We start from the raw sequence: 26396 nt of genomic DNA on the forward strand, positions 1-26396 counted from the left end.
GCCGGGGTGCGTATGCGCTAGGAGGACCGCCTAGAAGGCGGGCCACCAGGAGTACGAATACGCGTGCATGGGAGAAACCGTACCAGGCAGGCGGGTGCCGTGGCTGCCGAGACACACCACATAAGGGGCCAGCGATCTATGTCGTGGACACCCATGCCGCCCTCGGCCCGCGAGCGCTTAGGCTCGGAGACATGGCGAACGAGCTGACGGGGCGGACGGCGCTGGTCACGGGGGGCGGAGCCGGCATCGGGGCCGCCTGCGCGAGACGGCTGGCCGCCGGCGGGGCGAAGGTGCTGGTCGTCGACCGGAGCGCGGAGTCGGCGGAGAAGGTGGCCGCCGAGGTCGGCGGGGTGCCGGTGGTGGCCGACCTGAGCGATCCGGAGTTCGTCGGCGTGCTGCCGGACGGGCCCGTCGACATCGTGGTCAACAACGCGGGGTTCCAGCACATGGCGCCGATCGAGGAGTTCCCGCCCGAGGTGTTCGCCACGATGCTGCGGGTCATGGTCGAGGCGCCGTTCCGGATCGCGCGGCACGTGCTGCCGGGCATGTACGCGCGGGAGTGGGGGCGGTTCGTCAGCATCTCCTCGGTGCACGGGTTGCGGGCTTCGCCGTACAAGTCGGCGTACACGGCGGCCAAGCATGGGCTGGAGGGGTTCTCCAAGGCCCTCGCGCTCGAAGGGGCGCCCCATGGGGTGACCTCCACCTGCGTGTGCCCCGCCTACGTACGGACCGGGCTGGTCGAGGGCCAGATCGCCGACCAGGCGAAGATGCACGGCATCGACCCGGGCGAGGTGGTCGAGGACATCATGCTGCAGCCCGCGGCGATCAAGCGGCTGATCGAGCCCGACGAGGTGGCCGAACTGGTCGCCTACCTGTGCGGCCCCGCCGGGTCGTTCATCACCGGCGTCTCCGTGCCCCTCGACGGCGGCTGGACGGCACGCTAGTGAGCAGACGCTTTCTGGAGCTGCTTGCCAGGGAAGCGTCGGCAGTCGAGTTCGAGGGGCCGATCATCCAGGCCCGGGCCGAAGGTGCCGACGCGGCGACCGTCGAGGAGCTGGAGCTGGCCAAGGTCGACGCCCTCAAGGTGCGCGCCCTCCTGAAACGCCGGGCCAGGCGCGAAGCCGAGCTGTCGGCCCTCTACGACACCGCCAACGACCTGGCCGCGCTGCGCGACCTCGACGCGGTGCTGGAAGCGATCGTGCACCGGGCCAGGCAGCTGCTCGCGACCGACACCGCCTACCTCACGCTGCACGATCCGGCCCGCGGCGACACGTACATGCAGGTGACCGACGGCTCGATCTCGGCCAAGTTCCGGGCGCTCAGGCTGGCGATGGGGGCGGGGCTCGGCGGGCTGGTGGCGCAGAGCGCCACGCCGTACGCGACCGCCGACTACTTCGACGACGCCCGCTTCCACCACAAGAACCACATCGACGAGGCCGTCACCGAGGAGGGCCTGGTCGCGATCCTCGGTGTGCCGTTGCGGCTGGGGCAGCGGGTGATCGGCGTGCTGTTCGCGGCCAACCGCAGCCGCCGGCCGTTCCTGCAGGAAGAGGTGTCGCTGCTGGCGAGCCTGGCGGCGCACGCGGCCGTCGCGATCGACAACGCCAGGCTGCTGCAGGAGACCAGGAACGCCCTCGAAGAGCTGTCCACCGCGCACCGCACCGTCAGGGAGCACGGCCAGGCCGTCGAGCGGGCCGCGCTGGCCCACGACCGGATGACCTCCCTGGTGCTGCGCGGCGGCGGCATCGAGGACGTGGCCGCCGTGGTGACGGACGTGCTCGGCGGCTCGCTGGCCGTACTCGACGACCTGGGGCGGCCGATCACCGGAGACGTCGGTGAGCTGGACGCGGGCGTGTTCGAGGCCGCGCAGGCGTCCAGGGCGCTGGGCCGTACCGTGCGCAAGGCGGATCTGCTGATCGCCTCGGTGGACGTCGGCGGTGAGCCGCTCTGCACGCTGATCCTGCGCAGCGACGACGCCGACGAGCGCATCCTGGAGCGGGCGGCGCTGGTCTGCGCGCTGCTGCTGCTGTTCCGCCGGAGCGTGGCCGAGGCGGAGGGCCGGGTGCGGGGCGAGCTGCTCGACGACCTGATCTCCAGGCCCGGCTCCCCCGGCCTGGCCGACCGGGCCCGCCGGCTGGGCGTGGACCTGACCGCGCCGCACGTCGTGGTCGTGGTCCGGCATGACGGGCAGCGCGAGCGGGCCGCATTCTGGGCGTCGTCGCAGGCCGCCGTACGTCATGGGCTGGCCGCGGGGCGAGCCGACGAGGTCGTGCTGCTACTTCCCGGCGGCGACGCGGGCGCCATCGCGCAGCGCGTCGCGGCCGAGCTGAGCACGTCGCTGCACACGCCCGCCACGGCCGGAGCCTCGCGCAAGAGCGACGTGGCCGCCGCCTACCAGGAGGCCAGGCGCTGCGCGGAGGCGCTCATCGCGCTGGGCCGGGCGGGTGACGGCGCGAGCGCGAGCGAGCTGGGCTTCGTCGGCCTGCTGGTCGGCGACGGCCGCGACGTGCGCGGCTTCGTCGGCTCGGTGCTCGGCCCGGTGGTCGAGTACGACGCCCGCCGGGGCACCGTCCTGGCCGACACGCTCGCCGCCTACTTCGGCTCGGGCGGCTCGCCCTCCCGTACGGCCGAGGCCATGCACATCCACGTCAACACCGTCACCCAGCGGCTCGACCGCGTCGGCAAGCTCCTGGGCGACGGCTGGCTGGAGCCGGAGCGTGCGCTGGAGATCCAGCTCGCCCTCCGCCTGCACCGACTCGGCCACACATCAGCGCCACAGACTGTGGGTCGCGACGCCATATGAGTGACGCCGGTCACTCCCTAGCGTGACGGCATGGCCACTTCCATCAAGAAGATCGTCGCCGCGAGCCTGATCGGCACCACCATCGAGTGGTACGACTTCTTCCTGTACGGCTCGGCAGCCGCCCTCGTCTTCAACAAGCTCTTCTTTCCCGACGCCGACCCTCTGACCGGGACGCTCCTGGCGTTCCTCACCTACGCCGTCGGGTTCATCGCCCGCCCGCTCGGCGGCCTGATCTTCGGCCACTTCGGCGACCGGCTCGGCCGCAAGCAGTTGCTGGTGGTCAGCCTGCTGCTGATGGGCGCCGCCACGTTCCTGATCGGCTGCCTGCCGACGTACGCGGGCGTGGGCGCCGCCGCGCCGCTGCTGCTGACCCTGCTCCGGCTGGTGCAGGGCTTCGCGCTGGGCGGCGAGTGGGGCGGCGCGGTGCTGATCGTCTCCGAGCACGGCGACGCGGCGCGGCGCGGCTTCTGGGCCTCCTGGCCGCAGGCCGGCGCGCCGGGCGGCAACCTGCTGGCCACCGGCGTGCTGGCGGTGCTGGCCGCCACGCAGTCGGACGAGGCGTTCCTGGCGTGGGGCTGGCGGGTGCCGTTCCTGCTGTCGGGCGTGCTGGTGCTGATCGGCCTGTGGATCCGGCTGTCGATCAGCGAGTCGCCGGTGTTCCAGCAGGCCGAGCCGGAGGAGACCGCGCCGATCATCGGGGTGCTGCGCCACCACTGGCGCGACGTCGTCGTCGCGATCGGCGCGCGGCTGGCCGAGAACATCTCGTTCTACCTGCTCACGGTCTTCGTCATCACCTACGCAAAGGCGAACAAGATCGAGAACACCACCGTGCTCAACGCCGTGCTGATCGCCTCGGCCATCCACTTCGTCACGATCCCGATGTGGGGCGCGCTGTCGGACCGGATCGGCCGCCGCCCGATGTACCTGGCCGGGGCGGCCGGCATCGGGCTGTGGATCTTCGCGTTCTTCCCGCTCATCGACACCGGCAACTTCCTGGCCATCACGCTGGCCATCACCGTGGGCCTGCTCTTCCACGGCATGATGTACGGCCCGCAGGCGGCCTTCTTCGCCGAGCTGTTCGGCACCAGGATGCGCTACACCGGGGTGTCGATCGGCGCCCAGCTGTCGGCCATCGTGGCCGGGGCGCTGGCCCCGATCATCGCGGTCGCGCTGCTGAAGGGCTACGGCAGCAGCCTGCCGATCTCCGTCTACCTCGGCCTGGCGGCCGTCCTCACCCTGGTCGCCGTCTACGCCGCCAGGGAGACCCAGGGCCGCGACCTGGCGGAGAAGGTGAACGCGTGAAGGTCACCACGCCTCGCCTCACCCAGCACGTCCTGACCGTGGCGGGCCGGGACAGCGGCGAGCCCGTGCTGTTCGTGCACGGCAACGTCTCCTCCGGCGCGTTCTGGCGGGACACCATGGCCGCGCTGCCCGAGGCGTACCGGCCGCTCGCGGTGGACCTGCGCGGGTTCGGCGAGACCGATCCCGAGCCGGTGGACGCCACGCGGGGCCTGCGCGACTACTCCGACGACCTGAGCGAGCTGATCGACCGGCTGGGCCTGGAGCGGGTCCACCTGGTCGGCTGGAGCATGGGCGGCGGCATCGTCCTGCGGCTGCTGCGCGAGCGTCCCGGCCTGGTCAGGAGCGTCACGCTGGTCAACCCCGTCTCGCCGTACGGCTACGGCGGCACGGAGGGCGCGGACGGCCGGCTCACCCACGCCGACGGCACCGGAGCGGGCGCCGGGGCCGCCAACCCCGACTTCGTGTCCCGCCTCGAGGCGGGCGACATGACGGACGAATCCCCCACGTCCCCTCGCTCGGTGTTCCGGACCACGTATGTGAAGAATCCGGTCCCCGACGAGGACTTCTACGTCCGCTCCATGCTCACCACCCGCGTCGGCGAGGCCCACTACCCGGGCGACCCTGTCGGCTCGGCGCAGTGGCCGGGCGTCGCGCCGGGCAAGCACGGCGTGCTCAACGCCCTGGCCCCCACCCATTTCCGGCTCGACGACCTGCACGAGATCGACCCCAAGCCGCCCATCCTGTGGATCAGAGGCGCCGATGACGTGATCGTCTCCGACACCTCGCTGTTCGACCTGGCCCATCTCGGCCAGTTGGGCGTGGTGCCCGGCTCGCCCGGCACCACCGCGCAGCCCATGGTGACCCAGACCAGGGCCGTGCTCGACCGCTACGGCCGTTACCGGGAGGCCGTGCTGACGGAGTGCGGCCACAGCCCGCACCTGGAGCGTCCCGAAGACTTCCAGCGCCTGCTGGCCGACCATCTCGCGGAGTCCTGATGTTAGTCGCGTTAACCCTGGTGGCCAGCCTGCTGACCCCTGCCCAAGGTCTTATGGTGCCGGGCGCCGAGCACACCATCAGCGCCCGGCTCGACGACCTGACCACGGCGGGCACCGTCAGCACGGGCCACACCGACCCGGCCGACTGGGCCGGGCTGCACTCGGCGGCCACCGTCAACCCCACCGGCGTCCCCGGCGTCCAGATCGACGGCTACTTCCCCGACACCTCGGCCACCAACACCAACCAGGGCTGGAACCACGACGCCCAGTTCGTCATCAGGCTTCCCGAGAACTGGAACGGCGGCCTGGTCGTCACCGGCACCCCGGGCAACAGGGAGCAGTACGCCAACGACTTCACGATCTCCGACTGGGTCCTGTCGAAGGGCTACGCGTTCGCCGCCACGGACAAGGGCAACACCGGCCTGGAGTTCTACGCCGACGGCCGCCACCCGGGAGACGCGATCGCCGAGTGGAACGAGCGCGTCACCCAGCTCACACTGGCCGCCAAGGCCGTCGTCAGGCAGCGGTACGGCCACCAGCCCCGGCGCACGTTCATGGCCGGCATCTCCAACGGCGGCTACCTCGTCCGCTGGCAGCTGGAGAACCGCGGTTGGCTCTACGACGGCGGCGTCGACTGGGAGGGCACGCTCTGGCGGGTCAAGGGCGACAACCTGCTCAACTTCCTGCCCCAGGCGCTGAAGGGGTCGCCGGAGCAGGCCGGCTTCGCCGCGGGCTCGGAGTTCCTGTGGCCCTTCCACCGGCAGTACTACTGGGAGCTCACCCAGCGGCTCTACCAGAAGGAGCTCGACCCCTCCTACGAGGGCGCCCCGGCGGACTACGACTACGACGCGCGCAAGCCGTACGCGGCCGTCGCCAAGATCGCGCTGACCGGCCGAATCACCAAGCCGCTCATCACGATCCACGGCACACTCGACTCGCTGCTGCCGATCTCGCGTGATTCCGACGTCTACGCCAAGATGGTCGGCCCGCACCGGCCGTTCCGCTATCACCGGGTCGAGGGCGGCAATCACCTCGACAGCCTGGTGGACGTCTACCCCGACAAGCTGAAGCCGATGCTGCCGGTCTTCAGAGACTCCTTCACCGAGCTGGAGGACTGGGTCAGTCCCTGAGGTAGCGATGCCTGCCCGCGCGCGCCAGCCGGACGATGTGCCGCGCGCCGGGCAGGCGCCGGCCGATCCGGTGCAGCAGCGTGTCCGTGCCCATCGCCGAGCGCCGCTCGGGGTCCACGGCGGCCGACGGCCGCACCTCGATCCTGCCCCTGCGCACCTCCAGCCCGAACCGCAGACCGATCTCGTCGTCGGCGGTACGCAGCGAGGAGAGCCAGGCCCCGGGACCGAGGCTGTCCTTTCCCGGCATCATCCGCTTGACCGGCACCTTGGCCACCAACTGGCCGGCGATCTTGCCCGGCACCCCCGGCTCGACCAGCGCGGGCGCGCTCACCTCACGTGGCCGCCGCGCGGTGTTGCGCAGCACCAGCTCCAGCGCGGGACCGCCGCTCGGCGGCACGTACGGCACGGGCAGCACGACGTACAGATGTCCCTCCTGCCGCCGGATGATCACGCCGGGCGACACCAGCGCGATCGACTCCGAGAACGAGCGCGGCTCGACGGCCAGCCCGAGCTCGCCCGCATCGCTCCAGCAAGGCACCACCAGGCGCATCCTGGGCCGCTGAGCGAGCACGCCGAGGCAGTTCAGCGGGCCGTCCGGGCGGCGGACCCGGCTCCTGGCCTGGTGCGCGCCGCCGAACATGCGTACGTGCACCTCCCACTGGCCAGCCTTGAGCGGCTCGCCGTGCGCCGCGGCCGTCACGTCGACCCTGGCCTCGCCGACGATCCGTACGCGGACGTGGCGGCGCCCGTCCTGGACCCGTTCGACCCGGTAGGCGACCGGCAGGTAGTGGATGACGCTCGTCTCGCTGTGCCGTACGTACACCTCGATGCGGGCCCGCTCGATGGCGGCGGTGACGTCCAGGACGCTGTCGGGCAGCAGCCTGGCGTCGACCGATCGGGGTGGCTGCCAGAGCAGCCGCTCACCGTCCGTACGGAACCTGGTGGGCCACCCGTCACCGCCCAGGACCTCCACGGACAGGCCGAGCACCAGCACCTGCGCGTCCCAGCGGACTTCGCTCAGGTCCGCCCGCAGCCCGGCCCGCCCGGAGGAGTTGGCCAGGACGACGAGCTGGTCCAGCCGCCCGGTACGGACGAAGGTGGCCACGGCCCGCAGCTGGACCGGCAGGTAGCGGTCGAGGCGCTCGGGGAAGCTGTCGAGCACGAGCTGCCTGATCAACCTGAAGTGCATGCCCCGGTCCACGGACGAGGCGAAGAACCGGCTGCTCAGCAACGGCTTGAGCACGGTGGTGCGCAGCCAGTGGCCGTACATGCGGTCGCGCTGGCGCCCGTCGCTCACGTAGGCGTCGATGTCGGCGAGCAGGATCCGCAGCTCGGCCACGGTGGTGCGCGGGTCCTCCACGACCTCCTCGCGCTCGCCGATGTGGCAGCAGATCTGATCGGCCAGCACGGCGACGACCTTGGCCTGTAGGTAGGCCCGTACGGCGAACGCCTGCTCGGCCACCTGCCCGCCGGGCACGGCGAAGCCCAACTCGTGCTCCTCCAGGAAGGCGCGGCGGTAGAGCTTGTGCGGGGTGAGCAGGCTGAGCAGCCGGTCGCGCAGGAGATCGGCGCGCCCCCGGCTGCGCACGAACGCGGTCACCGGTGGCCCCACGTCCCGCACCAGGCGGCCGACCAGCACGTCGGCGTCGGTCTCCACGGCCCGGTCGTACATGCTCAGCAGGGCGCCGCGCTCCAGCCGGTCGCCCTGGTCCATCAGGTAGATGTAGTCGCCCTTGGCGGCGGCCATGCCGACGTTGCGGCCGCGCATCGGTGAGCCGGTGTGGGGCAGGTGCAGCACCCGGACGTTCCTGCGGACCGCGGCGACAGTGTCGAGCCGCTCCGCGATCCCGTCCATGGAACCGTCGTCCACGAAGATCACTTCATAGTCGTCCGCGGGCATGCTCTGCTCCAGGACGGAGCGGATGCACGCGTCGGCACGACTTCCCGGGTTGTGGACATTAACGATCACACTGACCTTCACACCCATGTGGTCAGCGTGCGCCGACCTATCTCATGGGGCGCGGCGGCTTGCCGATTGCAGAAGAAAAGATGGTTCGTTAATACCATCCGCTGGCCTGCGAGTGCCCCCAGGCGGCGCAGGGCGTGCCGTAGCGGCCCTTGATGTAGCCGAGCCCCCACTTGATCTGCGTGGCCGCGTTGGTCTGCCAGTCGCCGCCCGCGCTGGCCATCTTGCTGCCGGGCAGGGACTGCGGGATGCCGTAGGCGCCGGAGTAGCGGTTCATGGCCCGCTCGTTCCAGCCGCTCTCCTTCTGCCAGAGCGACTCCAGGCAGCCCCACTGGTCGGCACCGAAGCCAGCCCCGGACAGCATCTGCTTGGCGACGGCCTTGTTGCTGCCCGGCGAGGGGTTGCTGCCCGGCGGGAAGTTGGCCGGCGGGAACCCGTCGCCGCCCGGTGACTTCTTCTTGACCACGATCCAGTCGAGGTCGTCGGGCTTGCCGCCCTTGCGGCTCTCCTTGAGCTTGCGCGCCTGGTAGGCCTTGACCCCCGCCTCCTTGAGCGCGTCGCTGTCGGGGTCGGGCGCGTAGAGGTCGCCGCTGGCGATCCGGCCGAAGTCTTCCGCCGAGATGGGCGTGGGCGGCGTGTTGGCGTTCTGGATCGCTCGGTAGGCGACGAAGGCACCGCCGCCACAGACGACCACGACGGACAACCCGATGACCACCACGCGCTTCACTGTCCGCGAGGACGAACGGGCCGGTCGACGTGCCGAGCGGGGGGTTTCCGGCGCGGGGCGCTCACTCAACTGCGGACCAGGGCTCACGACCCATGAGCTTGCCCTGTCATGGGGGGTGGTCCGCAACCGAAACGGGATATCCGATTGGCGCCACATTTACTAACAGGCTGGTTGGCGCCCAGATTTACCAGCGGTGTGATTTTCATCACATCATCCGGCCCGCCCTTCGGGCGCCCGTCACCGAAGGGAGGGCCGCTTCTAGCGTGCCTGGCGTTGTTTTGGGTCTTGTGCGCGCCATGTCACAGTTTCATGACAGAACGCAGATAGTCGCAGCTGGGAAGAATAATGTCCGCGTGGCTGGCATCCTCCTCGTCGAAGACGACCCCTCCGTCCGCACGGCTCTAGAGCTGGCGCTGACCAGGCAGGGGCACTCCGTCACGTCGTACGCGACCGGCGAGGAAGCCCTCGACCACGTCCGGTCCCGCCGCCCCGAGATCGCGATCCTCGACGTCATGCTGCCCGGCATGGACGGGGTCGAGGTGTGCCGGCGCATCCGCCGACTCGACCAGCTCCCGGTCATCCTGCTCACCGCGCGCGGCGACGACCTGGACGTGGTGGTCGGGCTGGAGGCGGGCGCCGACGACTACGTGGTCAAACCGGTCGAACCCCGGGTCCTGGACGCCCGCATCCGCGCCATCCTGCGCCGGGCCGAGTCCGCCGCCTCCGACCGGATCTCCTTCGGCGACCTCATGATCGACCGGGGCGCGCTGAAGGTCACGCTCGCCAGCAAGGAGATCCACCTGACGCCGACCGAGCTGCGGCTGCTGCTGGAGCTCGTACGGCATCCCGGCCAGGTGCTCAACCGGCGCTACCTGCTGCGGGCCGTCTGGGACCACACGCACGTGGCCGACTCGCGCCTGGTCGACGCCTGCGTACAGCGGGTACGCGCGAAGATCGAACCGAGACCGGCGGAGCCGGTGTTCATCCACACCGTGCGCGGGTTCGGTTACCGGTTCAGCCCTCCGTGATCCCGCTGCCCACCGGGCTGCGCGCGCGCCTGGTCATCACGTTCACCCTGGTCGCCGTCACCGCCTCCTTCCTGGTCGCCACCATCGGCTTCGAGCTGGCCAAGTCGGCGCTGATCAAACGGGCCGAGGACACCTCCATCGACCTGGTGACCAGAGAGCTGGGCCGCATCACCTTCCCGGTCGGCACGCTCCGGCAGGGCGAGGCCCCGCCCACCACCAAGAACCTGGAGAACGTCGCCCAGTCCCTCAACGGCCCCGGCCGCAGCGTCGTCGTCGAGTACAAGAACCTGGCCTACGCCGAGGGCCCGCTGAACATGAACGACGTGCCCAACGAGCTGTACGGCCGCGCCAAGCGGAACGTCGTCACCCAGCGCACCCTCATCCACGACGAGCTCTGGCTCATCGTCGGCGCCGAGGTCTACCGCAGCACCGACGGTGGACCCGAGGCCACCGGCCTGCGGGCCTTCGTGTTCTTCCCGCTGCGCGACGACGAGCGCCAGCTGTCCACGCTCAGGGGCAAGCTCACCCAGGGCGGCGCGGTCATCCTGCTGATCGCCCTGGTCGTGGCCTTACTGTCGGCCAGGCAGGTGCTGCTGCCCGTCAGGCGGCTCAGCGCCGCCGCGCAGGCGCTCGGTCAGGGCCGCCTGGACACGCGCCTGCCCGTACACGGTCAGGACGAGCTGGCCGAGCTCACCTCCAGGTTCAACGACGCGGCGGCGGCGCTGGAGCTCAGCGTGTCGGAGCTGCGCTCGCTGGAGGCGCTGTCGCGCCGCTTCGTCGCCGACGTCTCGCACGAGCTGCGCACCCCGCTCACCGCGATGACCGCCGTGGCCGACATGCTCTCCGAGGAGGCCGAGCGGCTGCCCAGCGAGCCCGCGGAGGCGGTACGGCTGGTGCTGCGGGAGATCGAGCGGCTGCGCGGCCTGGTCGAGCACCTCATCGAGATCAGCCGCTTCGACGCGGGCACGGCGACGCTCAACCTGGAGCCGGTCAACGTCTGCGACGCCATCCACGACTGCCTGGAGGTACGCGGCTGGAGCGAGCAGGTGGAGGTGCACACCTCCCGCATCCTGACGGTCAACCTCGACCCGAGGAGGTTCGACGTCATCGTGGCCAACCTGGTCGGCAACGCGCTCAAGCACGGACTGCCGCCCGTGGTGGTCAACGCCAGGGCCACCAAGAACGGGCTGGAGGTCAAGGTACGCGACCACGGCAAGGGCATCCCGGTCGAGGCGATGCCCCATGTGTTCGACCGCTTCTTCAAGGCCGGCGCGGGGCGGGCGCGCAGCCAGGGCAGCGGTCTGGGTCTGGCCATCGCGCGAGCCAACGTACACCTGCACGGCGGCACCATCTCGGTGCGCCGGCAGGAGCCGGGCACGCTCTTCACCGTCTGGCTGCCTCATGGCTGACCGTCGGGCCCTCGTGGCCGCGCTCCTCGCTCTCTTCGCGGTGGCCGGCTGTGGCATCTCCCCCACGGACGTCGAAGAACGGGCCGCGCCGCCGGTCATCGAGGTGCCGCCGCCGTCGAAGACCATCTACCTGCTCAAGAACGGCAAGCTGACGCTGGAACCCGCCGACGTAGACTCCGACACGGTCAGCAGCCTGCTCACCGCCCTGTTCGACGCCTCCGGGATGCCGCTCGGCGACCGGGACACCGCCCTGCGCGGCTTCACCTTCGAGCGCATCGAGGACTCGCTGAACCCCATCCAGCGCGACGAGATCCAGCTGCCGCGCACCTCGACACTGACCGTCTTCATCAGGGGCGAGGGCACGCTCAGCAAACTGGCCAAGGCCCAGATCGTCTGTACGGCCCAGCAGGACGCCGCGTTCGAGCAGGTCAAGATCATCCACCAGTACCCGGACGACCGCCCCTCCAAGACGGAGGGACGGTTCATCTGCGGCGACCTGAAGTGACCTCTACAGGGTGATGTCCTCCAGCATCTCGGTCACCAGCGCGGCGATCGGCGAGCGCTCCGACCTGGTCAGCGTCACGTGCGCGAACAGCGGGTGGCCCTTCAGCTTCTCCACCACCGCCACGACGCCGTCGTGCCGGCCGACCCGCAGGTTGTCACGCTGGGCGATGTCGTGGGTGAGCACCACCCGCGAGTTGGCGCCGATCCTGCTCAGCACGGTCAGCAGCACCCCGCGCTCCAGCGACTGCGCCTCGTCCACGATCACGAACGCGTCGTGCAGCGACCGGCCGCGGATGTGCGTGAGCGGCAGCACCTCCAGCATGCCGCGGTCGAGCACCTCTTCGATCACCTCGGGAGAGCTGACCGCGCCCAGGGTGTCGAAGACCGCCTGGGCCCACGGGCCCATCTTCTCGCCCTCGGAGCCGGGCAGGTAGCCGAGCTCCTGGCCGCCGACTGCGTACAGGGGGCGGAAGACGACGACCTTGCGGTGCTGGCGGCGCTCCAGCACGGCCTCCAGACCCGCGCACAGTGCCAGCGCCGACTTGCCGGTGCCCGCGCGCCCGCCCAGCGAGACGATCCCGATCTCCGGGTCCATCAGCAGGTCGAGCGCGATGCGCTGCTCCGCGGAGCGGCCGTGCAGGCCGAACACCTCCCGGTCGCCGCGCACCAGCCGCACCGACTTGTCCGGCAGCACGCGGCCGAGTGCCGAGCCCTTGGCCGACAGCATCCGCAGGCCCGTGTGCGTCGGCAGGTCTCTGGCCTCCTCCAGATCCGCCGTGCCGTGCTCGAAGAGTGTTCCCACGTCCTCCGTGGTCACCTGGACCTCGGCCATCCCGGTCCAGCCCGACTCGACCACCAGCTCGGCGCGGTATTCCTCCGCGGACAAGCCGATCGAGGCGGCCTTGACCCTCATGGGCAGGTCCTTGGAGACCAGCACGACATCGCAGCCCTCGGCGGCGAGCGAGCGCGCCACGGTCAGGATGCGGGTGTCATTGTCGCCAAGGCGGAACCCCACGGGCAGGATGGATGGATCACTGTGGTTGAGCTCAACCCTGATCGTGCCGTCTCCCGTGGGCATCGGCTCGTCCAGCCGGCCGTACTGAACTCGTAGATCGTCGAGGTAGCGCAAAGCTTTCCTCGCGAAATAGCCGAGTTCGGGGTGGTGTCGCTTGCCCTCCAGTTCGGTGATGACCACGATCGGGAGGACCACGTCGTGCTCCGCGAACCGGGTCATGGCCGCCGGGTCCGCTAGCAGGACCGAGGTGTCCAGCACGTACGTGCGCTTGGCCGGGTTGATCGAAGGGTTGCTCGAGGACACTGCCACACGTTCTCCCCCGGGCGCCCATCGAGACGGGCACCCTGCAGACGAGGTGGGAACCGGACCGGACCCGCGTCCCCGACCACGATCTGCCGGCGGCGCCGGATTCCGGCCCCCCGCGGCAGGTGTTGGTGCAAAGGCGGGCCCTCTCCGGAGTGTCCGGCCTGTGGCCGGACACTTATCACGTTACGTCCTGGATACCCAGTTGTCCGGTCAGGAACCGTAACGTCGGTGTCTCGCGGCGTAATCGCGCAGCGCCCGCAGGAAGTCCACCCTGCGGAAGTCGGGCCAATATGCCTCATGGAAGTAGAACTCTGAGTGAGCGCTCTGCCACAGCATGAAGCCCGACAGGCGTTGCTCGCCTGAGGTCCGGATGAGAAGATCCGGGTCGGGTTGGCCGCGAGTGTAGAGATGCTCCGCGATGTGCTCGACATCGAGTACCTCGACGAGGTCCTCGATGCTGGCACCCTTGCTGGCGTGCTCCTGGAGGAGTGAGCGCACCGCATCGGCAATCTCACGCCTTCCTCCATACCCAACTGCAACGTTCACAATCAGGCCGGGACGGTGCGATGTGACTTCTTTTGCGTTTTTGAGGACATTCGCCGTGCGGTCGGGGAGCAGATCCAGCGCGCCGACCGGGCTGATCCGCCAGCCCGCCTCCACCAGTTCCCGCGTCACGTCCTCGATGATGCGCAGGAGCGGCTCCAGCTCCTCGCTCGGCCGGTTGAGGTTGTCGTTGGACAGCATCCAGATGGTGACCACCTCGACGCCGGTCTCGCGGCACCAGGTGACCAGCTCGGCTATCTTGTCGGCACCCTTGCGGTGACCGCTCGCGACATCACGCATGCCCATGGCCCGCGCCCAGCGCCGGTTGCCGTCGATGATGACCCCCACGTGCCGGGGGACGCTGTCCTTCGACAGCTTGGTCTCCAGCCGGTGCTCGTACAGCCGGTAGACCAGATCGCGCAGGCCCACGGAGTCCTCCCCATCGGTGCCGTGCCTATGGTCGAATGACCCAACAGGCAATTATCACCGCGTTTCACCCCAGCCTGCCCCCTCAACCGGAATCCCGGCCGCCCAGGCAGTCCTCCGCCTCGTCGACCAGACCGTGTACGAACGCGGCCAACTCGGACGATGTCAGGACCGCCCGCATCCCCACGCCGCTGGAGCCCCAGGCTTCGACGTAAGCCCTGCGGGTCACCCGCCACTCGCCCTGTGCGGGTAGCCAGATGGGGATGGTCCTGAGCTGGCAGCGTAGCTCCCCGCCGTTCACCGCGCCGGACCTCGCGCGATATCGGAACCAGAACAGCTCGCTCCCGCCTTCGTCGCCGGGGAACCTGTCATCAGGATCCGGCCATTTGCCCGCTTCGCCGTTTTCCTGCGCCTCGCGTGCCCGGCTGACGCCGCGCGCCAGCCGTTCCAGCAGCCAGCCGCACCGCTCGCCGACGATCCCGTACGGCGCGCCGTCGCGGCGGAGTTCCAGGGTGATCTCGTAGGGCATGCCGACGCTGTCCGTGCACGCGACGGGCGTGACGGTCAGGTATGAGCCGTCAACACAGCGGAGTCCTCCCATGTCAAGAGGGTATCCCCCGTCAAACTCCGCCAAACCCGTAGAAATACCCAGCTGTACCACCGAATACCTGGTCTCGATCGGTGCCGCCGAGCAGGGCCGTCGCCACCTCCCAGACCGTCCGGTAGTCGGCCGCCAGCAGGGCCACAGGCCAGTCGCTGCCGTACATCAGCCGCTCGGGCCCGAACGCCTCCACCGCGTGCTCCACGTACGGCCTGAGGTCCTCCACGGTCCACTCCTGGTGGTCCGCCTCGGTGACCAGCCCCGAGACCTTGGCGTACACGTTGGGGCACGCGGCGGCCCGGGTGAGCTGGGCGGCCCACGGCTCCCACTCATGGTCCTTGATCCGCGGCTTGGACAGGTGGTCGATGACGATCTTCAGATTCGGCTGCCGCTCGGCGAGGGTGACCACGTGGTCGAGGTGGCGCGGCAGCAGCGACGGCACATCGAGGGTCAGACCGGCGTCGGCCAGCAGTCCCAGCGACTCCAGGACGCGCTCTTGGACCACCCAGTCGGGGTCGGGCTCGTCGTGGATGAGGTGGCGGACACCGGAAAACTTCGGATGTCTCCCGTAGCGATCGATGGCCGCCGCGGCCTCCTCAGGGCGCTCCAGCGGCACCCAGCCGACGACCGCGGCGATGAAGTCGTGCGCCTCGGCCTGGGCCAGCATGGCGTCGGTGTCCTCGTAGCAGTCGGCGGCCTGCACCAGGACCGTGGCTTCTATGCCGATGGCGGCGAGCTCCGGCCGCAGGTCCTCGGGGGCGTAGGTGCGGTGCAAGGGGCCTAGGTCGGGGGTCAGCCAGGTGTACCAGCCGGTCTCGACATTCCAGAAATGCTGGTGCGCATCCACTATCACCCGACAAAACCTAGGATGTCTGGACATCCCAGATCAAGAGCCACCGACCACACGGGCGACCACCGACCACGCGGACGCCCACCGCACCGGTACCGACCACGCGAGCGCCCACCGCACCGGTACCGACCACGTGGCTGGGGACCCCACTCAGGGGGCGTCAGCTGCGCGGGCGCGAGCTTCGGCGACCGGTGAGCCCCATTCCGCGGCGGCGGGACGACCGGGGCCCTCGAAAGCGAGACCACCAGCCGCGCCCGGCCTGAGCGTGCGTCTGCCCGCGCCCGATCTTGGCGAGCAGCTCGGGCATCCAGCCGCGCCTGGACTGGGCGGGTGTCTCGGGCATCCGGCCGTGATCACGCAGCCAGGCGGCGAAGTCGTCGGCGTCCGCGCGGTAGCCCGGGGGCGGCGCCTCGCGCGCAGTGGCGTACGCGGCGAACTCCGCGATCAGGTCACCTCCGGCGGCCCGCGCGGCGTCGGGGCGGAGCCTGGCCACGATGCTTCGCCGCTTGCCGATCAAGCTCCCCGCCTGGACGCCGAGCCGTTCGGGATCGAAGCCGTCCGGCACGTCTCCCCCGGCGATCAGGGCCGCGACGAGCCTCGCCTGAGCGGCGGCCAGGCGCTGCCTGGCGGCTTCCGTGCTCATCGCGGACGGCCCACGCCGTCCTGGGACAGAACGGTCGCGTCCGAGGCCATGACGGCGCCGTCCCGGACCATGGCTGCGCCGTCCCGGGCCATGACTACGCTGCCTCGGGCCATGGTGGTCCTGATTCTGGCCAGCTCCGACGACAGCACCGCGTCGCTGGGGTACTCGTCGTCCCACTCCAGCAGCACGCCCGGCGGTGTGGTGCGGGCGCACAGCTCGGTCAGCAGGTCCAGGACGGGCTCGGGCGCCGCGGTGGTGTGGGTGTCGTGCCAAATCCCTTTGTGCTCATACCCGCCGGCCACGTGGACGTACGCGAGGTGATCCAGCGGTAGCGCGTCGAGTGCTTCCAGCGCCGACAGGCCGAGGTTGCGCTGGCTGGTGTAGAGGTTGGCCACGTCCACGAGCAGTTGTACGCCGGTGCGTGCCACCAGCTCGGCCAGGAACCGCGCCTCCGTCAGCTCGTCGCCCGGCCAGCCGAAGATGGCGGCCACGTTCTCCAGGGCCAGGGGTACCGGGAGGGCGGCCTGGGCCTGGCGGATGTTCTCCGTCACCACGTCCAGCGACTCTCGGGTGCGGGGGATCGGCAGCAGGTGACCGACCTCGTGCCCGCCGCCCCTGACGAACGCCAGGTGCTCGCTCACCAGCGGCGAGTCCAGAGCCTCCGCGCAGCCCGCCAGATGCGCGAGCCTGGCCGGGTCCGGCGGCTCCGCGCCGCCGACGCCCAGGGACACACCGTGCGGGATCACCGGCACGCCCTTGGCCCGCAGGACGCGCAGGGACTCGGGCAGCCGGGCCGGGGTGATGTTCTCGGCGACGACCTCCACGAAGTCGACGTCCGCCATCCGCTCGATCGTCAGGTCCAGCTCCCGCCGCCAGCCGATGCCCACGCCAAGAGCAACCCCCACGTCAGCCTCCTTCACCACCAGCCTCCTTCACCACCAGCCTCCTTAACGTCAAGCTCCCTAACGCCAAGCTCCTTAACGTCGGCTCCTTAACGTCGGCTCCTTAACGTCAACCGCCCCCGCAGCCCCCGCCGCCGCAACCGCCGCCCCCGCAACCAGAGGAGCCTCCGCAGCCCGACAAGCCGGAGTCGCCACCGGAACCGAAGTCGCCACCCGCGCCGAACGCGCCGCTCGATCCCGGATTGCCGCCACCGCAGACCCCGGCGGCGCAGCCAGAGCCCTCGTCGGCCTCGTGGGCGTTGAGCTCGGCCTCCAGGCTCGGGTCATGCAGCTCCCCTATCCCGTACAGGGCGACGGACAGGGACAACGCCTCGCCCCCGGAGCTCGCGGATCCCATGGGCGCCCACGCCTGCCTGGCCCGGCGCAGCTCGTCGTGCCCCGCCGAGCTCAGCGCGTCGCGCATGGCCCGCTGGTGCCTGGCCACCGCGATCAGTCCGGCGGCGCCGGTGAACGCGAAGACGAGGCCGCCGACGAAGGTGAACGGCCCCATCGACAGGAAGATCACCGCTGCCACCGAGAGCGCCGCGCCGGCCAGGGCCAGCCACGACAGCAGGCGCAAGCGGCGGAGCAGCGTCTGGACCGGCACCAGCGTCTCGCCGGGAACGAGCAGGCCGAGCCCGGTCAGGTGATGCCGGATCTCGTCCATCGCGACACCGCCGCCGATCTCGCGTCTGATCACGGGCGCGGAGACGCCCTTGGAGCCGGCGGCGACGGCGGCCAGCACCGCCTCCTCGACCGGGTGGCTCGCACGGGCGCCCGCGACCGCGTGCAGGTTGCCGCCGCGTGAGACGCGCAGTCCGCCGGACTTGGCCAGCAGCGCGATGGCGGTGTTCGCGACCCGGCGCGGGCCGCCGGCGAGGTAGGCGATCTCGTAATGGCCGAGCTCATGAACGCGGAAGTTCACGGCACGCACCCTGGCGTGCTCGCGCTTGATCGTGGCCGCGGTGGTCGCGATGACCAGCGCCAAGACCACGGACAGGACCAGGGGGATCAGATCCACTTGCGGCCTCCTCTCCGGTGCGACCGGGAGACGGACGATGCCGGGTATCCGATTGACGCCTAAGCCCGACATAAAGGTTCCCCCCCGCAGGACACCTTTCTGTGGCCTACCGGACGCCTGCCTGAGCCTCGCCAGCACCGCCCGGACACGCGACCGCGCCGGCCGTCACGAAGACGGCCGGCGCGGTCGATGCCGGTTGGTGCCAGCTGGTGCCCGGCTGGTTCCGTTCGGTGCCTGGCTGGTTCCGTTCGGTGCCTGGCTGGTTCCGTTCGGTGCCTGGCTGGTTCCGTTCAGTGCCTGGCTGGTTCCGTTCAGTGCCTGGCTGGTTCCGTTCAGTGCCGGCGAATCAGCTCACCCGGTGAATCAGCTCAGCCGACGAGTCAGCTCAGCCGGTCGAGGAGGGCGTTGTACTCCTCCCACAGCTCCTTGGGCAGGTGCGAGCCGAACTTGTCGAAGTGGGCCGGGATCAGCGCCGCCTCCTCGCGCCACACCTCGCGGTCGACCGTGAGCAGCGTACGCAGGTCCTCTTCCGCCAGGTCCAGGCCCTCGACGTCGAGCGCGTCCGGCAGCAGGCCGATCGGGCTGGACACGGCCTCGGCCTCGCCGTTGAGCCGGTCCACGATCCACTTGAGCACGCGGCTGTTCTCGCCGAAGCCGGGCCAGATGAACTTGCCGTCGGCGTTCTTGCGGAACCAGTTCACGTAGTAGATGCGCGGCAGCCTGGCGTTCTCGCGGCGGCCTATCTCCAGCCAGTGGGCGAAGTAGTCGCCCATGTTGTAGCCGCAGAACGGCAGCATCGCGAACGGGTCGTGACGCAGCTCACCGACCTTGCCCTCGGCGGCGGCGGTCTTCTCGGAGGCGACGTTGGCTCCGAGGAAGACGCCGTGCTCCCAGCTCAGCGACTCGGTGACCAGCGGCACCGCGGTGGCGCGGCGGCCGCCGAACAGGATCGCCGAGATGGGCACGCCCTTGGGGTCCTGCCATTCGGGGGCGATGGTCGGGCACTGCGCGGCGGGGGTGGTGAAGCGCGCGTTCGGATGGGCGGCGGGATCGTCGGACTCCGGCGTCCACGAGCGCCCCTTCCAGTCGGTCAGGTGCGCGGGCGGCTCGGCGGTGAGCCCCTCCCACCACACGTCCCCGTCGTCGGTCAGCGCGACGTTGGTGAAGATGCTGTTGCCCCAGAGCGTCTTGACCGCGTTGGCGTTGGTGACCTCGCCGGTGCCGGGCGCGACGCCGAAGAAGCCGGCCTCGGGGTTGATGGCGTGGAGGCGGCCGTCGTCGCCGAACCGCATCCAGGCGATGTCGTCACCGACCGTCTCGACCTTCCAGCCGGGGATCGTCGGCTGGAGCATGGCGAGGTTGGTCTTGCCGCAGGCGCTCGGGAACGCGGCCGCGATGTAGCGGGTCTCGCCCGAGGGCGGGGTCAGCTTGAGGATGAGCATGTGCTCGGCGAGCCAGCCCTCGTCGCGGGCCATGACGCTGGCGATGCGCAGGGCGTAGCACTTCTTGCCGAGCAGCGCGTTGCCGCCGTAGCCGGAGCCGTAGGACCAGATCTCGCGGCTCTCCGGGAAGTGGCTGATGTACTTGGTCGAGCTGCACGGCCACGGCACGTCCTCCTGGCCGTCGGCCAGCGGCGCGCCGACGGAGTGGACGGCCTTGACGAACTCGCCGCGCTCCTCGATCAGGCGCAGCGCCCGCTCCCCCATGCGGGTCATGACCCGCATGGAGACGGCCACGTACGGCGAGTCGGTGATCTCGACGCCGAGCTGGGAGATCTCCCCGCCCAGCGGTCCCATGCAGAACGGCACGACGTACATGGTCCGGCCGCGCATGCTGCCGGCGAACAGCTTGTCGAACGTCCGGCGCATCTCGGCGGGCGCGACCCAGTTGTTCGTCGGCCCGGCGTCCTCCTCGCGCTCGGAGCAGATGAACGTGCGGTCCTCGACCCGGGCCACGTCGGTCGGGTCGGACTTGGCGTAGAAACTGTTGGGCCGCTTGGCCAGGCGCGTGCACGTGCCCTGCTCGACGAGCAGGTTGGTCAGGCGCGTCCACTCCTCCTCCGAGCCATCGCACCACTCGATCCGGTCGGGCTGGGTCAATGCGGCGATCTGGTTCACCCAGGCGACCAATTCGGCATTGCTCGTCGGGGCGGGTACTTCCACGGAAACGGACACGGCGGCGGCTCCTCCACTCTTCAGGGCCCAAACATCATTCACGACGACGGCGCGAAAAAGCCAATTGGCATAGACCTATGCCTGGATCCGGCCGTCGCCGCAGGCTGCGGCCTCGATGATTGGGGGAGCCTACCCCGAAGAAGCGGTTTCAAAAGAAAGCGACCCGCCCACTGCCCGGCGAATGAAGTTGGTCTAAACCAATTTCGCAAGAGGTTTAGTCCATTCGCCGGAGAGTTTCTCCTGCGTACTCTCAGGAATTGACGTCAGGCCCGGCGGAGCGAACTCGGTCGACGTGTTGCAGCGCGTCTCGCAGTTCGGACAGCCAGGTGTCGGTGTGCTTTCCGACCAGTCGTACGCACCAGGCCAGCGCGTCGCTGCGGCTACGGGCCACGCCCGCGGCGACGAGCGTGTCGAGCACCTGGCGTTCCTGCTGTCGCAGGCGTGTCATGACGGGCACCGAAAGAGTGGTGAACATCACAGTGGTGTCGCCGCAGACGACACCCCAGGACACCTTCTGCCGGAACCGCCGCTCGGCCTCCTTGGCGATCTCGATGCGGCGCTCGCGCGTCTCTTCCCTGAACCGCCCGATGAGCCCCTCGATCAGGGCCGCCTGCTCGACGTCCGATCCCTCGGAGCTGGGCTCCGGCAGTGTGCCGAGCACCGCGATCTCCTCGCGGTCCAGGACGATCTCCGGCGCCTCGGTGAACCATTCCTCGGGCAACCGCCCGGTGAACCAGCCCTTGATCTGGGCCGCTGCTTCATCACTTGCCATGTAATTAGAATTACACGGTTGCGGGGAAAAAGCACGTACGGAAGGGCTGCCTCTTTATGAATGAAGCCGTCAGCGAACGCGGGCCGCGAGCATCGGGCTGACCCTGACGATCCCGGCCAGGTTCCGGGTGCTCATCGGGGCGATCTTGACCACGTCGCCGGTGCGCGGGGCCACCACCATCTTGCCGTCGCCCCAGTAGATCGCCACGTGCGAGATGTAGCCGGGATTGGTCGGGTCCAGGCGCCAGAAGATCAGGTCACCTGGCTGGATCTGGGCGAGGGGCACCTGCGGCCCGGCCATCCATTGCTGGTGCGTCACCCGCGGCATGCGCACGCCCGCCTGCGCGAAGGCCCACTGGACCAGGCCCGAGCAGTCGAACGTGTCAGGGCCTTCCGCACCCCACACGTACGGCCTGCCCAGCTTGGTGGCGGCGGCCCTGAGCGCGACGGTGATCTGCTCGCCGCTCATGAACGAGCCGGCCGCCCAGGTACGGACCTTGGCCTGCGCGGGGGGCAGCACCGGGTTGACCATGGCCGTCTGCGTGCCCTTGGGCAGCACCTTGAGCAGGGCCTTGCGCAGCTTGTCGGAATTGGCCTTGGGCGCGCTCACGATCAGCGCGTTGTCGCGCGGCAGGCCGAGCGTACGTCCGACCTCGCGGGAGACGACTGCGTCGACCGCCCCGAAGCCGGTCGTGGCGTAGGCCCCGATGCGCAGCGGCCCGGCGGGGCCGCGGACCCGGCTGTGCAGGCTGAGGCCCCCGTCGCTGCCGAGCACGAACGAGACCGCCACGTCGCCGGCCGCCACGTTGTTCCACAGCGCGTCGGAGGCCGCCGTGACCTTGGGCGTATAGGCGCGGAAGGTCGAGGGGTCCACCGCGAGGGTCTGCACCCGCTTGTCGTCGAGCATGATCGAGGCCGCGTCGGCCAGTTCGAGGGCGGTCACCCCTCGCAGCCGCGCCACCTTGCGCAGCAGTTCGTTGGTCAGCGGCTTGCGGGTGACCACGAAGAGGTTGGGCTTGTGTAATTGGCCGAGCGGCTTCACCGGCTGCGTCACCGATTGCGCGGTCTTGCCACTCTCGGCCGCAAGGGTCTGCTGGGGCGCGGGGCGGTGCTGCGGGCGTACGGCGGCCGCGGGCAGCTGGCCGCCCACCTGCCGCTGGCCCACCTGCGCGAGCAGCAGCAGGTCGGCGGTCAGCACCGCGACGAGCGAAACCACGATGAACGGGACCAGCTTGTGGTGGTCACGCCGCTTCCTGGAGCGGACCAGGAAGCTGAGATCCTGCCGAATACCGGAGGAACGCGAAAAATCCGCCGGACCGTCGTGGGCCCGGCGGGTTGTGTCTTCGGAAGTCAGTTGCCGATGTACGGAACGGCCTCGAGGATCTCGACGGTGTTCTGGCGACCGTTGGGCATGGAGTAGGTCGCCTTTTCGCCGATCTTTTTACCATTGATCGCCGCACCAAGGGGCGATTTCGGCGAGTACACGTCGATCGGGGCGCCGCTCTCCTCACGGGACGCCAGCAGGAAGGTCACCTCATCGTCGTCACGGACGAACCGGATCGTCACGGTCATGCCGGGGCCGACGACCCCTTCGGTCTTCGGTGCCTCTCCCACCTGGGCGTTGTCGATGATCTGCCGGAGGTGGAAGATGCGGGCCTCCATCTTGCCCTGCTCATCCTTGGCCGCGTGATAGCCGCCGTTCTCCTTCAGGTCACCTTCCTCACGGGCGGCCTCGATCTTCTTGGCGATGTCGACGCGCCCTGGGCCCGAGAGGTATTCGTACTCCGCCTTGAGACGGTCGTACGCCTCCTGCGTCAGCCATGTGACGTTCTCATCGCGAGAGTCGGCCACGGGTTCTCCTTGCTTGCCTAGGGGGCCCTGAGATCACTTGAGGTTGCGTGCGGTTGAATTGCGAAAGGCTAACAACTCAACAGCTCGTACGCTTCCTCAAACGTCTCATTCTACGAGATTGCAGTACTGGATGTGGACGGACGTGGCCTGGGCACTCGTGTCCAGGCGCTCCTTGAGCTGCTTACTACCCCCACCAGCCGGAATTCTTACTTCCCTGCTGCCCACTTCTGCGTGGTTGACATCTGTGGCCCTGATCCGGCATACGGCGACCCGGTCGGCCGGCTTGCTCACCTCGAAGGTGATCTCGGCCTCGTCCGGGCGATTGGCCTGGAACGACACCACCTGGGGGATGGCCCCGGTGTTGCCGCCGGTCATCGACCACATCACGTAGCCCCAGCCACCTGCGATGATGGCCACCAGCACGCCGATGACGACGTGCACGACGAAGCGGCCCCTGCGCTCAGGACGATCGGGGAAGTCGTCGGGTGTGCCGAGAACTGGACGGCTCTCGACATCTTCGGTGGCCATGGCGGAATCTCCCTGCACTCCCTCAGCGTTATCCGAGACAATTGTTCCCTGCGGGGGTCACGCCCTCGCGACTGCCCAGCTGAACCTAACCTCTCTGGGCGAGTGATCGGTCCAACTGAGGAGACATCGAGCCCGTGAGTGCACCGTTGAGACTGATGGCCGTCCATGCCCACCCCGACGACGAGTCGAGCAAGGGCGCCGCCACCATGGCGCGCTACGTCCGTGAAGGCGTTGACGTGCTGGTTTGTACGCTCACAGGCGGTGAGCGAGGCTCTGTGCTCAACCCCAAGATGGACCGGCCGGAGATCGTCGACAACATCGGCGAGGTCCGCAAAGCGGAAATGGCCCGCGCGCGGGAGATTCTTGGAGTTCAGCAGGAGTTCATGGGCTTCGTCGACTCCGGCCTGCCGGAGAACGAGGAGGAGGAGCTGCCCGAGGGCTGCTTCGCGGTGCAGAAGCTCGAAGACGCCTCCGCGCCCCTTGTCGCCGCCGTGCGCGCGTTCAGGCCGCACGTCATCGTCACCTACGACGACGACGGTGGCTACCCGCACCCCGACCACATCATGACCAACCGGGTCTCGGTGGAGGCGTTCGAGGCGGCCGGCGACCCCGACCGCTACCCGGGCACCGGCGACCCGTGGCAGCCGCTGAAGCTTTACTACCAAATGGGCTTCACCAAGGAGCGGTTCGAGGCGCTGCACGACGCGATGACCTCGCGCGGCATGGGCTCCCCCTACTCCGACTGGATCTCCCGCTGGGAGGACCGGCCCGCCAAGTGGCCGGTGACGACCCGGGTGCCCTGCGCGGACTACTTCGAGCTGCGCGACGAGGCGCTGCTCGCGCACGCCACCCAGGTCGACCCCGACGGCTTCTGGTTCGTCTGCCCGCGTGAGCTCCAGCAGGAGATCTGGCCGACCGAGGACTACCACCTGGCGCGTTCCCTGGTCGACACCGAGCTGCCGGAAGACGATCTGTTCGCCGGGATCCACGCCGACGAGGTCTCCGCCGCCTGCCACTGACCGCGATCCACGCCCGCCGCCTGCCGCTGACCGGAGCATGACCCCCCGGTGGCAGACTGGAGGAGTGATAACTCTCGCAGCGGGTGATGTGAGTCCGGGCCTGCTCGGCTTCGTCGTCGTCGCCCTCATCGGGGTCGCCCTGTACATCTTGATCAAATCGATGAACAAGCAGATGTCGAAGATCCAGGTGCCCCGGGCGGCCGACATCGACGACAAGAAGGCCGAATAGATGCCGGTCGAAATAGTCGACAACGCGGCGGAGAGCCGGTTCGAGATTCTCGTGGATGGCACGGTCGCCGGGTTCGCCGACTACCGCCTGCTGCCCACGAAGATCGTCTTCACGCACACCGAGGTGCTGCCCCAGCATGAGGGGCAGGGCCTGGCGGGCAAGCTGGTCGGGCACGCGCTCGACGCGAGCAGGGACACCGGCCTGCGAGTGGTGCCCCTCTGCCCGTACGTCGCCAAGTACATCCAGCGCCACCCCCAGTACAAGGATCTGGTCGACGACTCAGCCGCTGGGTGACCACGCGCTTTCAGCCGCTCAGGCGACGTCAGTCGCTGGGTGACCAGGCGCGTTCGAGGGCCTTGGGCAGGCCCCACCAGCCCAGCGGGGTGAGCACGTCCTCGGTGTCGACGATGCCCAGATAACCCCACAAGGTGACCACCGGCACGAACAGCCGCTCGGTCGCGTCGAGGTCGTCGGCGTCCTGGTCGTCGATGTCGATGTCCTCCGACTCGGCGATGAGCCGGGCCAGCCGCTCGGGCGAGGCGAGCACGCCGGGCCCCAGCCTGGTCAGGGCCGCCACCGCGGCCAGCCAGTCGGCGTGCTGGATGGCGCACAGGTTGGCCAGCACGGTGTCCTCGTGGCTGAGGTCACCGTCGATGTCCGCGAACTCCTCCAGGCTGTCGCCGGCCTCCGACAGGTCGGAGATGGGCCCGGCGATGCCGGCCGCCACCGACAGCCACAGCTCGCCGTCGTCCTCGGGCATCAGCCGGTCGTCGAGCCCAGCGCAGGCCCGCAGCACGTTCGCCGGGTAGCCGGGCAGGCCGAGCAGCTCACGCAGCAGCGCCCCGGCCCGCCGCAGCTCGTCGGCGGGCAGCTCGGGCGGCTTGGGCAGCTCGCCGACGATCCGCCGCAGCTCGGCCAGCGCGAACGCCTCCTCCTCATCCCACGCGGCGAACAACTCCTCGTCCTGCTCGTCACTGACCGCGAACCCGGGCACCCGGCCGTCAGGCTGCGGCTCGCTCAGCCAGCGCTCCTGAAGCTCCTCGTACGTCCTGCGGGCCCCCGAATCACCGGCGACCAGCGCGTCGGGGTCGATCTCCCCCGCGCTGACACGTTCCTCCAGATACCGCACGAGCAGCGAGAACATCTCCTCGGCCACCGGCCCGCGCTCGTCCTCCTCCGGCCAGACGAAGTAGCCGGGCGTCATCAGCATGGGCTCGGTGCCGGTCGACTCGACCCAGCGCTGCACGTCGCCGACCGTGGCGACACCCGACTCGATCGTGCTGAGTGTCGTCCTGGCCGACTCCCAGAACGCCAAGGAGAGCGGGTTGCCCGCGGCCATCAACGCGCGCCGCAGGTCGGGCAGCGCCACCAGCGCCACCCCGGAGGGCACGGCGAGCAAGGCGCGGGCCACGTCCCTGCGGGTGAGGGCGGCGGCGGGGCGGCCGGCATGCGTGCACACGAAGTCCAGATCCACGCTCCGTAACCTACGCCCCCGCCGTCCCCACCACACGTGTTGCCACCGACCCGACGAGCCGCTGCTGATCGGCGTCGGCTTCGCCGTGCCACCGGTGCCACGGGATTCCTGCGGACAACTGAGATCAGGACGTACGCTGA

26 protein-coding genes are annotated in these 26396 nt (G+C 69.7%); 11 read left to right on the forward strand and 15 right to left on the reverse strand.

The window, feature by feature from the left end; translation table 11 throughout:
• The first annotated feature begins 191 nt into the window (after positions 1-191).
• Genes ACIBO2_RS22615 through ACIBO2_RS22635 form a run of 5 tightly spaced genes read left to right on the forward strand, consistent with a single transcriptional unit; the run spans position 192 to position 6230 of the window.
• On the forward strand, positions 192-944 hold the full coding sequence (locus tag ACIBO2_RS22615) for an SDR family NAD(P)-dependent oxidoreductase (protein ID WP_397298883.1): 753 nt from the start codon (positions 192-194) through the stop codon (positions 942-944).
• A complete protein-coding gene (locus ACIBO2_RS22620) occupies positions 944-2803 on the forward strand; it encodes a helix-turn-helix domain-containing protein (RefSeq protein WP_358541561.1) in 1860 nt (619 codons plus the stop codon). Before ACIBO2_RS22615 ends, ACIBO2_RS22620 begins: the two co-directional genes overlap by 1 nt.
• Before the next feature lie 30 nt (positions 2804-2833).
• On the forward strand, positions 2834-4105 hold the full coding sequence (locus ACIBO2_RS22625; RefSeq protein WP_358541563.1) for an MFS transporter: 1272 nt from the start codon (positions 2834-2836) through the stop codon (positions 4103-4105).
• Positions 4102-5100, forward strand: coding sequence for an alpha/beta fold hydrolase (locus ACIBO2_RS22630; protein ID WP_397298888.1), 999 nt, complete (start codon positions 4102-4104; stop codon positions 5098-5100). Before ACIBO2_RS22625 ends, ACIBO2_RS22630 begins: the two co-directional genes overlap by 4 nt.
• Positions 5100-6230 (forward strand): alpha/beta hydrolase family protein, encoded by a 1131-nt coding sequence (locus ACIBO2_RS22635; protein ID WP_397298891.1) that lies wholly within the window; start codon positions 5100-5102, stop codon positions 6228-6230. Before ACIBO2_RS22630 ends, ACIBO2_RS22635 begins: the two co-directional genes overlap by 1 nt.
• Here the strand turns inward: ACIBO2_RS22635 and ACIBO2_RS22640 are convergent.
• On the reverse strand, positions 6220-8217 hold the full coding sequence (locus tag ACIBO2_RS22640; RefSeq protein WP_358541570.1) for a glycosyltransferase family 2 protein: 1998 nt from the start codon (positions 8215-8217) through the stop codon (positions 6220-6222). The genes ACIBO2_RS22635 and ACIBO2_RS22640 overlap by 11 nt on opposite strands.
• A gap of 70 nt (positions 8218-8287) precedes the next feature.
• Positions 8288-8923 carry a lytic transglycosylase domain-containing protein gene (locus ACIBO2_RS22645; protein WP_358541572.1) on the reverse strand — a complete coding sequence of 212 codons (636 nt, stop codon included), beginning with the start codon at positions 8921-8923 and terminating at the stop codon, positions 8288-8290.
• Between the two features lie 353 nt (positions 8924-9276).
• Here ACIBO2_RS22645 and ACIBO2_RS22650 point away from each other — a divergent pair, with 353 nt between their 5' ends.
• The 3 genes from ACIBO2_RS22650 to ACIBO2_RS22660 are packed head-to-tail and all read left to right on the forward strand — an operon-like array spanning position 9277 to position 11865.
• Positions 9277-9951: a response regulator transcription factor gene (locus ACIBO2_RS22650; protein ID WP_358448785.1), complete on the forward strand. Its 675-nt coding sequence runs from the start codon at positions 9277-9279 to the stop codon at positions 9949-9951.
• Positions 9948-11360 (forward strand): ATP-binding protein, encoded by a 1413-nt coding sequence (locus tag ACIBO2_RS22655; RefSeq protein ID WP_397298896.1) that lies wholly within the window; start codon positions 9948-9950, stop codon positions 11358-11360. Before ACIBO2_RS22650 ends, ACIBO2_RS22655 begins: the two co-directional genes overlap by 4 nt.
• Positions 11353-11865 (forward strand): hypothetical protein, encoded by a 513-nt coding sequence (locus ACIBO2_RS22660; protein WP_358541577.1) that lies wholly within the window; start codon positions 11353-11355, stop codon positions 11863-11865. Before ACIBO2_RS22655 ends, ACIBO2_RS22660 begins: the two co-directional genes overlap by 8 nt.
• A 3-nt stretch (positions 11866-11868) precedes the next feature.
• Here the strand turns inward: ACIBO2_RS22660 and ACIBO2_RS22665 are convergent, their stop codons facing one another.
• From ACIBO2_RS22665 to ACIBO2_RS22720, 12 genes are all read right to left on the reverse strand, one after another.
• The gene (locus ACIBO2_RS22665) at positions 11869-13188 is read right to left on the reverse strand and encodes a PhoH family protein (protein WP_357944034.1); all 1320 of its coding nucleotides are present in this window, start codon (positions 13186-13188) and stop codon (positions 11869-11871) included.
• Between the two features lie 207 nt (positions 13189-13395).
• Entirely contained in the window at positions 13396-14157 is a 762-nt protein-coding gene (locus tag ACIBO2_RS22670) for an isoprenyl transferase (RefSeq protein WP_214639665.1), read from the reverse strand.
• Between the two features lie 82 nt (positions 14158-14239).
• Positions 14240-14755 (reverse strand): hypothetical protein, encoded by a 516-nt coding sequence (locus tag ACIBO2_RS22675; RefSeq protein ID WP_358541580.1) that lies wholly within the window; start codon positions 14753-14755, stop codon positions 14240-14242.
• A gap of 19 nt (positions 14756-14774) precedes the next feature.
• Positions 14775-15608: an amidohydrolase family protein gene (locus ACIBO2_RS22680; RefSeq protein WP_358541582.1), complete on the reverse strand. Its 834-nt coding sequence runs from the start codon at positions 15606-15608 to the stop codon at positions 14775-14777.
• Between the two features lie 157 nt (positions 15609-15765).
• Complete coding sequence (locus ACIBO2_RS22685; protein ID WP_358541584.1) at positions 15766-16248, reverse strand: hypothetical protein; 483 nt, start codon at positions 16246-16248, stop codon at positions 15766-15768.
• Entirely contained in the window at positions 16245-17153 is a 909-nt protein-coding gene (locus ACIBO2_RS22690) for a DUF692 family multinuclear iron-containing protein (protein ID WP_397298901.1), read from the reverse strand. The genes ACIBO2_RS22685 and ACIBO2_RS22690 overlap by 4 nt, the downstream gene beginning before the upstream one ends.
• A 106-nt stretch (positions 17154-17259) precedes the next feature.
• Positions 17260-18210, reverse strand: coding sequence for a TIGR04222 domain-containing membrane protein (locus tag ACIBO2_RS22695; RefSeq protein WP_397298904.1), 951 nt, complete (start codon positions 18208-18210; stop codon positions 17260-17262).
• Positions 18211-18590: 380 nt separating this feature from the next.
• A complete protein-coding gene (locus ACIBO2_RS22700; RefSeq protein ID WP_397298907.1) occupies positions 18591-20384 on the reverse strand; it encodes a phosphoenolpyruvate carboxykinase (GTP) in 1794 nt (597 codons plus the stop codon).
• 250 nt (positions 20385-20634) lie between these two features.
• A complete protein-coding gene (locus tag ACIBO2_RS22705) occupies positions 20635-21156 on the reverse strand; it encodes a hypothetical protein (RefSeq protein ID WP_358541593.1) in 522 nt (173 codons plus the stop codon).
• Between the two features lie 69 nt (positions 21157-21225).
• Positions 21226-22371, reverse strand: a complete 1146-nt coding sequence (locus ACIBO2_RS22710) for a C40 family peptidase (protein ID WP_358541595.1) — start codon at positions 22369-22371, stop codon at positions 21226-21228.
• 134 nt (positions 22372-22505) lie between these two features.
• Positions 22506-23006 (reverse strand): transcription elongation factor GreA, encoded by a 501-nt coding sequence (gene greA / locus ACIBO2_RS22715; RefSeq protein ID WP_225296428.1) that lies wholly within the window; start codon positions 23004-23006, stop codon positions 22506-22508.
• Positions 23007-23111: 105 nt separating this feature from the next.
• Positions 23112-23534 (reverse strand): DUF4307 domain-containing protein, encoded by a 423-nt coding sequence (locus tag ACIBO2_RS22720; protein WP_358541597.1) that lies wholly within the window; start codon positions 23532-23534, stop codon positions 23112-23114.
• Between the two features lie 134 nt (positions 23535-23668).
• On the opposite strand from ACIBO2_RS22720, the gene mca reads away from it, so the two are divergent.
• The 3 genes from mca (at position 23669) to ACIBO2_RS22735 (ending at position 25076) form a co-directional block, all read left to right on the forward strand.
• Positions 23669-24553: a mycothiol conjugate amidase Mca gene (mca, locus tag ACIBO2_RS22725; protein WP_357944021.1), complete on the forward strand. Its 885-nt coding sequence runs from the start codon at positions 23669-23671 to the stop codon at positions 24551-24553.
• A gap of 64 nt (positions 24554-24617) precedes the next feature.
• Positions 24618-24782 (forward strand): hypothetical protein, encoded by a 165-nt coding sequence (locus tag ACIBO2_RS22730; protein ID WP_358448767.1) that lies wholly within the window; start codon positions 24618-24620, stop codon positions 24780-24782.
• The gene (locus ACIBO2_RS22735; protein ID WP_358541600.1) at positions 24783-25076 is read left to right on the forward strand and encodes a GNAT family N-acetyltransferase; all 294 of its coding nucleotides are present in this window, start codon (positions 24783-24785) and stop codon (positions 25074-25076) included. It begins immediately after the preceding gene.
• 28 nt (positions 25077-25104) lie between these two features.
• On the opposite strand, the gene ACIBO2_RS22740 is transcribed toward ACIBO2_RS22735, so the two are convergent.
• Positions 25105-26256: a hypothetical protein gene (locus ACIBO2_RS22740; RefSeq protein WP_358541602.1), complete on the reverse strand. Its 1152-nt coding sequence runs from the start codon at positions 26254-26256 to the stop codon at positions 25105-25107.
• Positions 26257-26396 lie beyond the last annotated feature (140 nt).

This window comes from Nonomuraea sp. NPDC050022 (assembly GCF_044460705.1).
GTDB lineage: Bacteria > Actinomycetota > Actinomycetes > Streptosporangiales > Streptosporangiaceae > Nonomuraea.

Bases quoted from the DNA above. Each gene is read 5' to 3' on its own strand.
- ACIBO2_RS22615 (WP_397298883.1), top strand. From the start codon at position 192: ATGGCGAACGAGCTGACGGGGCGGACGGCGCTGGTCACGGGGGGCGGA.
- ACIBO2_RS22625 (WP_358541563.1), top strand. From the start codon at position 2,834: ATGGCCACTTCCATCAAGAAGATCGTCGCCGCGAGCCTGATCGGCACC.
- ACIBO2_RS22635 (WP_397298891.1), top strand. From the start codon at position 5,100: ATGTTAGTCGCGTTAACCCTGGTGGCCAGCCTGCTGACCCCTGCCCAA.
- ACIBO2_RS22640 (WP_358541570.1), bottom strand. From the start codon at position 8,217: ATGGGTGTGAAGGTCAGTGTGATCGTTAATGTCCACAACCCGGGAAGT.
- ACIBO2_RS22660 (WP_358541577.1), top strand. From the start codon at position 11,353: ATGGCTGACCGTCGGGCCCTCGTGGCCGCGCTCCTCGCTCTCTTCGCG.
- ACIBO2_RS22675 (WP_358541580.1), bottom strand. From the start codon at position 14,755: ATGGGAGGACTCCGCTGTGTTGACGGCTCATACCTGACCGTCACGCCC.
- ACIBO2_RS22685 (WP_358541584.1), bottom strand. From the start codon at position 16,248: ATGAGCACGGAAGCCGCCAGGCAGCGCCTGGCCGCCGCTCAGGCGAGG.
- ACIBO2_RS22705 (WP_358541593.1), bottom strand. From the start codon at position 21,156: ATGGCAAGTGATGAAGCAGCGGCCCAGATCAAGGGCTGGTTCACCGGG.
- ACIBO2_RS22720 (WP_358541597.1), bottom strand. From the start codon at position 23,534: ATGGCCACCGAAGATGTCGAGAGCCGTCCAGTTCTCGGCACACCCGAC.
- ACIBO2_RS22735 (WP_358541600.1), top strand. From the start codon at position 24,783: ATGCCGGTCGAAATAGTCGACAACGCGGCGGAGAGCCGGTTCGAGATT.